Origin of the sequence: Granulicatella sp. HMSC31F03 (assembly GCF_001807725.1) — a bacterium.
Taxonomy (GTDB): Bacteria; Bacillota; Bacilli; order Lactobacillales; family Aerococcaceae; genus Granulicatella; species Granulicatella adiacens.
This window is the reverse complement of record NZ_KV790849.1, coordinates 91,705-99,821: the sequence shown is the minus strand read 5'-3', so window position 1 is coordinate 99,821 and position 8,117 is coordinate 91,705. Positions and strand designations below refer to the sequence as shown.

Here is an 8,117-nt window from a genome sequence, read left to right as displayed (position 1 = left end):
CTTGAAGCGTCACAAAACGGGTCACCGCTTTTTCCTCTTTTTGGTTTGGCTCAACAGCTGGTTTGTCTCCTGTTACTAAATCATAGTAGTGAGTGGTAATACCATTTTCCGTTTTCGTCTGTTTATTGAAGTGATATTTCTCTCCTTGTAAGAACGTTGGAGCTGGTTGAGTTCCTTCGACCGTTTCGGCTACTTCGACTTCTTGTTCATTTTGAATCGTTACAAAGCGCGTCACCGCTTTTTCTTCTTTTTGGTTTGGCTCAACTGGAGGTTTATCGCCTGTTACTAAATCATAGTAATGCGTGGTTACCCCAGAAACTGTAGTCGTAATACCATTATAATGGTATTTTTCACCTTGTAAGAAGGCTGGCGCTTCGTGAACGCCTTCAAGCGTTGGAGAAATTTCCACTTCAGTACCGTCTTGAACGGTAACAAAACGAGTAGACTCTCTTTCTGTTGATTGAGTGTAAATAACATGGTATAGAACCGTTTGACTTCCATCACCCATTTCAACACCTTCTCCACCTTCGACTTCAACATTTTTTCCAGTCCATTGTGCTGGAATCTTTTTCTTATAATCTTCCATTAAATTCGCTGACTCAGGCCAGTACGCATTCGTTACCCCATAAAATGGATAAGCTGCTTTCCAACGAGTCGGTTTCCATCCAGATACTCTTGGATGAGGAACTTCTTTTGTCACTAAGCCAACAATCTGACGTTTTTCTCCTACCCGTTCTAATACTCCTTCGCTGTTTGGACGATAATTATAATATTCATACACATCATTACTCTCTTTCGCATTGACTCGCTCTCCGTTTCGAGTAATAAACAACTCCCCATTTTCATGGAAATTTCGATATAATTCTTCCTGTTCGGCTTTTGTTAATAGTCCATCAAAATAGTAATCAGAGCTAGAATGATGTTCTAGATCTTCTACTTTTAATTTAGTGAACGTCTGTACATTACTTGGCGCAATTTCTCGACCTGTATCATCCGCATAAGTGATATGTTGATGGTATTCTGTCTTTTTCAAGACCTTATTAGGAACTTCCGCAATCCATCTTGTTGTTTGTACTTTCGGAACATTAATCAATTCATCGGGATCTGTTTCATCCCCTTCAGGCGTTGGAACATCTAATGTATCGTAGTTTAGATCCATTGAGACATATTCTCCAGTTTTCCCAAAGGTCGTGCTGAAAGTAAATTGATTCGTTTTGCTTGCGACTGCTACCGTTCCGTAATACTTGGTTCTTCGGCTATTCTGCCATCCGTATTTGTCAAGACTATCGCCTGCATAGTGGAAATGAGATCCATTTTCCACATACATATTATCGCCAACTGAATATAATTCATTTCCTTGGCGTGTAATAGAAGACCCTGGAATTGGAACAATTTCATCTTCTGCCCCGATTGTCACAGATTTCTTTTCGTCTATTTGTTCATAATTAAATATTGGAACATAAACGACATGCTCATATCCCTTATCTCTACTAATATGATAATGGCCTTTAACGACTCCTTGAGCATCTGTTTCCGGAATGACTTCTTCTGTTATTTCATCGCCTAAGATTGGTGTATGTGTTTCCGTCCATCCTTGCACTCGGTGGAACGTTACCTTTTGATTTTCGTCTCGACGATAGACGCTCCATTGTGACGTGTACGCTTGAGAATAGTTCATATATTGATCTTCAATTTGATCATTGTATTGAATACGCGCCACTAATCCAGTAGGGGTATAGCTGTCTAAAACTTTACGACTGGTACCGTGCGTTAAATCACTAATCGCATATAAATTACTTCCTGTATTATTTACAATTTCGTGTCCATTTTCATCGTAGTAACGAATCTTCACATTAATCGTTAAAGGCTTATCTGTTGCACGGTCTGCCCCAGCTGTCACACTCAGTTTTCCACCTACATTTTTAATCCAAAGTAACGCTTTTTGCTCTTCGTAAGGGGAGCTAACCAATGTATACTCATGATCCATTCGAGTCACTTGCTTGCGTTCTCCATCAACGGTTAAATACGTACCTTCCAATCCTCGTTCAGAAACGGTGACGGGTTGCCCTTGTTTTAGAACCGCCACTTGTCCATTCGAATGTTCTTCTGGAGCATTCGTCGTTGTTTGCATATTTTTAAAGCTCAATTCGTCTAAACTATTAATATATTTTACAGCTTCTGCAGGATAATATTCTGAGGCGGACACGATGGTTTTAGCCCCGTATTCATACCCGCGAATCACCGTTTGATTGTTCACAGCTTGTCGTAGGTCGTTTCCTTCGAATTGGTAACTTTGAAAATCTTCCGTAGCATATTCATGTTCTTTCGATTCACGTTCATACTGTAGACGATTTGAAATGCGATTCTTTTTATAATTTTGTAATCTTTCTCGATTATTTTCAATGAAATTTTCAATGATATTAGCTTCATATGAAGATTCTCCCGAAATATCATCGGAACGGCCGACTACGCGATCGGTATATTCAATTTCAAATCCAGCTTTTTTCGCTTTCTCGATGGCATTATAATAAGCACTCGATAACCCGCTATTTGGAATATCATTCAAAACAAGCCGTTTAGTGGCTCCTTTGACCTCTACATTTCGAGGATCACTTACCCCTACATTTGTATACTCATTGGACTCTGGATGTTCCCGGTTATCTTCAGGAATACGCGGAGTATTCGTACGATCTTTCTCCTGATCTTCCGGGCTCACCGGTTCGAAATTTGGTCTTCCTTGATTTGGTTGATCGTTTAAAGATTCGCCAGATTCTGGTCTGGCAACGGATTCTCTCAATTCCATTTCCGTCGTTTCGCTAGCTGAAGTCGTTGGCGTAACTTGTTCTGAAGGAACTTCATCCGCAGCAACTCCAGGAAGAAGTAATAGATTTGCCCCAATCATGACTGAAAAAACACCTAAAGTGGTTTTTCTAATCGAAAATTTTTCTTTTTTCCCTAACATTTCTTTATAACTTTTCAAGTGATTTCCTCCCATTTCTATACTATTTTTAAAATAATCCCCATCAAATCAATAACCCCTGATTCTCATCCTACCTTTTATGCTTCAATCCAGTTCCCCCGTTCCCGAATAAACTATATATGTGATTCATTCACTTTAAATAAGTGAAACTATTTTCAAAAAAATTCAACGAATCATTACACAAAATAAATTATTTTCACCAAATCTTCAAAAACACTAACAGTCCCATTTTAGTACAAATGGCTTTAAAATAAGAAATACTTTGCTTACAGCGTAAAAAGGTTCCATAATTTTTAAGGTTAACGGAAATTTCCCACCCATCTTAAAAAATATAGAACCCTTTTAATTCAAAAATCTTTCCATTATTCCTAAAAAGCACTTGTAGCGTAGTTAACTGAGAAGGATTTACACAATCTCCTTTCAAGGCACTTGTCACGTACTAACTGAGGAGGATTTACGCAATCATCTGCTCCTTTGAAGAGAAACGGATAAACCTTGGATTTTATAGTAGTGATAGTAGGGAATAAGAATCGAAATGAATTAGAGCCCCACAGCGGATCATCCGCCATGGGGCTCTTTGAATTCGATAGGTGAGAGACTACAGGCTCGAGCCGGTCTCCACTACCACACCCCTTGTCACGTATTCACTGAGAAGGCTTTACACTCTCCTCCAAAAGCACTTGTCGCGTATTAAACTGAGAAGGATTTACGCAATCTCCTTTCAAGGCACTTGTCTCGTACTTACTGAGAAGGATTTACACCCTCCTCCAAAAGCACATGTCGCGTATTTAACTGAGAAGGATTTACGCAATCATAAGCACATTTCGTTCTTAAAAGAAATGGAGAATCCTGCGGGTTTATAGTGGTTGCTGTAAGAAATTGCAACCATAATGAAATAGGCTCTCTCAGCGATTTATCGCCAAGAGAGCCTTTGAATGTGGTAGGTGAGAGACTACAGGCTCGAGCCGGTGCCTTTCAGCCAACCACTATAAAATATCCCGCAGGAATTTGTAATTTCTTTTAAGAACGGAACCTTCGGTTCATTTATTATTTTTTGCGTAAACGTTCGATGTCACGCGCAATCTCAACCTCTTCATTAGTTGGGATATTTAATACTGTAACTTTCGCACCTTCAGAAGAAATGATTGCTTCTGAACGAGTATCGTTACGCTCAGGATCGATATCGCAACCGAACCAAGTTAAACCATTGATGATACGAGAACGAATTGATTTAGAGTTTTCACCGATACCAGCAGTGAAGACGATAGCGTCCACACCGTTCATAACAGCAACATATTGTCCAATGTATTTTTGAACGCGGTCAACGAAGATTTCTACTGCAACTTTAGCATCTTCGTTTGTTGCACTTGCGGCTTCAACGTCACGCATATCGCTTGATACACCTGAAAGGCCTAATAGACCTGATTTTTTGTTTAAGATGTCAACCATTTCATTAACGTCTGTAATGTTTAATTTGTTCATTAAGAATGCTACTAATGAAGCATCGATATCACCAGAACGAGTACCCATTGTAACCCCTGCTAATGGAGTGAATCCCATAGATGTATCTACAGATTTTCCGCCATCAACCGCAGTAATTGAAGCACCGTTTCCTAAGTGGCAAGTGATGATCTTTAATTCTTCAACTGGTTTACCTAATAATTCAGCAGCACGGCATGAAACATAGCGGTGGCTTGTTCCGTGAGCTCCGTATTTACGAGCTTTGAAGTTTTTGTAGTATTCCATTGGAATGCTGTATAAATAAGCTTTTTTAGGCATTGTTGTATGGAATGAAGTATCGAATACAGCAACACTTGTAATGTCTGGTAAGATGTGTTTGAATGCGCGCATTCCTACCGCTTCTGCTTTGTTGTGTAATGGAGCAAATTCTGCTAAGTCTTCTACTTGTTGGATAACAGTGTCATCTACTAAAGCTGAATCTTTGAATAATTCTCCTCCGGCAACGACACGGTGACCCACACCAGTGATTTCATCGAATGAAGAAATAATGTTTAAAGCTACTAATTGTTCTAATAATTTTTCTACCGCAACTTCGTGGTTTGGAATATCTTCTACCACTTCAAATTTTTGGTCGTCTCCATAACTGATTGAGAAGATTGAATCTCCTAATCCGATACGTTCTACTAACCCTTTAGCAACCACTTCTTCTTGTGGCATATTAAATAATTGGAATTTCAAGCTTGAACTTCCTGCATTAATCGCGATTGATTTTGACATGCACATTCTCCTTTAATTTAAAATTAAGCCCGCATCTGGGTCTAACGGATTCATTATAACATTTCTTGTGCCCATTTTTCGAATGTTAGAGTGAATTTTCTGAATTTTTCTCTGTTTTTAAATTCTGGGATATCCCCTAGAAGGACTTGGCTCACTTGTTTAGCAGATTTCCCTCGTTTTTGTACAATGAGTAAAGACTTACTAAACTGCACATCTTTAAATAAATTGCGTGGGAATGAGAGCATTGCTTGTACATATGTTTCCTTTTGCAAGTAAGCCAGTAACGTTTCCCCTTCGACAGTCTCAAATAGATTTGTCGGAACGATGAACAATCCGATTCCAGCTTCCTTCAAATAACGAATATGCTGTTCGATGAGTAAATGATGGGCAAAAGAATGACCTTCTTCATTTTTTGTCTCAAAACGAGCGGCATTGGCATCGACTGGATAATATCCAATCGGCAAATCACTCACTACGAAGTCTTGTGGATCCACAAGTAAATCTTGTAATCCATCTTGCAAGGAAGTCTTCACATCCAATTGTTCTAATGCGAAGGCTTGTAAAGCTAAATGCACAAGCACTTCATCATTATCAATAGCCGTCCCTTGGGCTGTTTTACCAGCAGATTGTAGGAATAACAAAATTGTACTTAGTAAGTTCCCACTTCCTGCCGCAAAGTCCGCAATTTGTAGCGTCTTATCTTTCTTCGTCATTTGGTCAATCATATACGCTACGAGTAAGCCAATCGCATCTGGAGTCATTTGATGGTTGGTTTGTAAGCCATCTTCTTTAGCAGCTTTCAAGAACGCGAATTGAATCATCCGGCGAATTTCTTCACTCGAATAACTTGCTAAATCTAATTGTTTATACGCTTTGTTAAATTCTTGGATCACTTCGTTACTTGGCAGGCCTTCGACTTGTTGCGCAGTGTTGTCATTGACAATATTTTGTAAGGTTTCCCCTAGCGCTTCTACATTCGAATAGCCGATTTCTTGATGAAGCAGCTCTACTGCTTTTGCCAATTCCTCGAATGCTTGAATTTCTTTTCCCGCTTCGATAAAAATCCCTCCTTCTATTTTTAAGAGTTTCTCTGCTTTGAATAATATGAAATAGGTTCATTCACATTTTTTGCTAACAAAACTACGCAGAACGTTCAGATTCTATAATAGCAATACTAGCGATGTACTCAATGTGAATGATTGACTCTGGAAATTCATTTCCTAGAGTCAGTTTGAAGCTTGAGAGGAAGGAAGACACAAGGCTTCCTCCGATACAGCTAGTATAGCAATTATAGAGAAATCTGGAAAGTTCGCAGTAGTTTTGTCACTTCTCAAATTTCCTAAAAAAAAGGATGTGACTGAATGTCACATCCTACTCATTATTATTCAGCAGCAACTACTGGATAAACAGATACTTGTTTTTTGTCACGGCCTTTACGTTCGAAACGTACGATTCCGTCAACTTTAGCAAATAAAGTATCGTCTCCACCTCTACCTACGTTTTCACCTGGATGGATTTTTGTTCCACGTTGGCGGAATAAGATTGAACCACCTGAAACGAATTGTCCATCAGCACGTTTAGCACCTAAACGTTTTGCTTGTGAGTCACGTCCGTTTGATGTAGAACCGCCCCCTTTTTTATGGGCGAATAATTGTAAATTCACTTTTAACATAGTTGTGCACCTCCTTGATTGATTATGCAACAGTTACAGCTAGAAAGTTTTGATATTCCGATTGAATATCTTCTAACCCTAGTAATAGACTATTTAATAAAATTTGAGTTGTATGTTCTTGGTCTTTCGTCAAGTCCTCTACAACTTCCATATATAAGTAACCACCTTCAACCTCGTCAACTTCGACAATCGGTTGATATCCTGCTAACTTTTCAATGCTGTTCACAGTTGTAATGGCCAGAGCCGATACCCCTGCGCAAACGATATCCGAACCATGTTCACTATAGTTTGCATGTCCAGTCATTTCAAAGGAAACAATTCGCTGGTTCTTTTTGTGTACAGTCACTTGAATCATCGTGATTAAGCGTTGATTGCGTCAATAACAACTTTTGTATAAGGTTGACGGTGACCTTGTTTACGGTGTGAGTCTTTACGACGTTTGTATTTGAAAGTTACAACTTTCTTTTGACGGCCTTGTTTTTCAACAGTTCCTTCAACAGTTGCACCTGCTACGAATGGAGCACCAACTTTAACGTCATCTCCACCTACAAATACTACTTCTTCGAAAGTTACTTTGTCGCCAGCTTCTGCGTTTAATTTTTCAACGTAGATTGCTTGACCAACTTCAACTTTAACTTGTTTTCCACCAGTTTTTACGATTGCGTACATATTGCACCTCCTATATTTTAGACTAAGACTCGCCAGTTTAAAGTGCCGATTCCGGTCTTTTGTACTCTAATCCGAGCGGTTGTAGCTGTGGTGCTTCACAATTACAACACGACTATTTTAGCAAAAATGTACGCCCCCGTCAACCATTGTGACTAGCATCTCCGTAAGTTCCTTTTAAAGCTTTTGAGGTGAGAAACTACAGGCTCAAGCCCGTGCCTCGTTGCATATACTATAGAGAAATCCTCGAGGGTTCGTAGCATAACTCGCCTTCTCTATTCCATCCTCTTTTTTATAAGTGTTACCAAAAAAATTGTTCAAAACAGAGAACCCGAAGGATTTTATAGTAGCAGTAAATCCTTCAATGTTCGAAGTTTTTTCTACCCTCTCTATTCCTTCCTCTTTTTATATAACAACTCAAAAAAAGTGTTCAAAACGGAGAACCCCGAGGATTCCATAGTATTGGCAATGGGAGTAAGCATTCAAAGTGAATTATGGACTCTTAAAAATTTATTTTTTAGAGTCCATTTGAATCTTGAAAGAGCTTGAGACTTCGGCTCA

General features: G+C 39.1%; 6 protein-coding genes and 1 other annotated feature. All 6 genes read right to left on the bottom strand.

What is annotated here, in order from left to right; all coding sequences use genetic code 11:
* A partial coding sequence (locus tag HMPREF3106_RS03070; RefSeq protein WP_168160691.1) for a GbpC/Spa domain-containing protein occupies positions 1-2,980 on the bottom strand: 2,980 nt, incomplete at its 3' end.
* A gap of 1,047 nt (positions 2,981-4,027) precedes the next feature.
* Positions 4,028-5,218 carry an acetate/propionate family kinase gene (locus tag HMPREF3106_RS03065; protein WP_070444357.1) on the bottom strand — a complete coding sequence of 397 codons (1,191 nt, stop codon included), beginning with the start codon at positions 5,216-5,218 and terminating at the stop codon, positions 4,028-4,030.
* 53 nt (positions 5,219-5,271) lie between these two features.
* Positions 5,272-6,240 carry a class I SAM-dependent methyltransferase gene (locus HMPREF3106_RS03060; protein WP_083281585.1) on the bottom strand — a complete coding sequence of 323 codons (969 nt, stop codon included), beginning with the start codon at positions 6,238-6,240 and terminating at the stop codon, positions 5,272-5,274.
* Between the two features lie 359 nt (positions 6,241-6,599).
* A complete protein-coding gene (rpmA, locus tag HMPREF3106_RS03055; protein ID WP_005607260.1) occupies positions 6,600-6,890 on the bottom strand; it encodes a 50S ribosomal protein L27 in 291 nt (96 codons plus the stop codon).
* Between the two features lie 22 nt (positions 6,891-6,912).
* Positions 6,913-7,245 (bottom strand): ribosomal-processing cysteine protease Prp, encoded by a 333-nt coding sequence (locus HMPREF3106_RS03050; protein WP_049554369.1) that lies wholly within the window; start codon positions 7,243-7,245, stop codon positions 6,913-6,915.
* 5 nt (positions 7,246-7,250) lie between these two features.
* Positions 7,251-7,559: a 50S ribosomal protein L21 gene (gene rplU, locus HMPREF3106_RS03045; protein ID WP_005607264.1), complete on the bottom strand. Its 309-nt coding sequence runs from the start codon at positions 7,557-7,559 to the stop codon at positions 7,251-7,253.
* 15 nt (positions 7,560-7,574) lie between these two features.
* Positions 7,575-7,650, bottom strand: a sequence feature (ribosomal protein L21 leader region).
* Between the last annotated feature and the right edge of the window lie 467 nt (positions 7,651-8,117).

Coding starts and splice junctions, on each gene's coding strand:
- HMPREF3106_RS03065 (WP_070444357.1), bottom strand. CDS start 5,218: ATGTCAAAATCAATCGCGATTAATGCAGGAAGTTCAAGCTTGAAATTC.
- rpmA (WP_005607260.1), bottom strand. CDS start 6,890: ATGTTAAAAGTGAATTTACAATTATTCGCCCATAAAAAAGGGGGCGGT.
- HMPREF3106_RS03050 (WP_049554369.1), bottom strand. CDS start 7,245: ATGATTCAAGTGACTGTACACAAAAAGAACCAGCGAATTGTTTCCTTT.
- rplU (WP_005607264.1), bottom strand. CDS start 7,559: ATGTACGCAATCGTAAAAACTGGTGGAAAACAAGTTAAAGTTGAAGTT.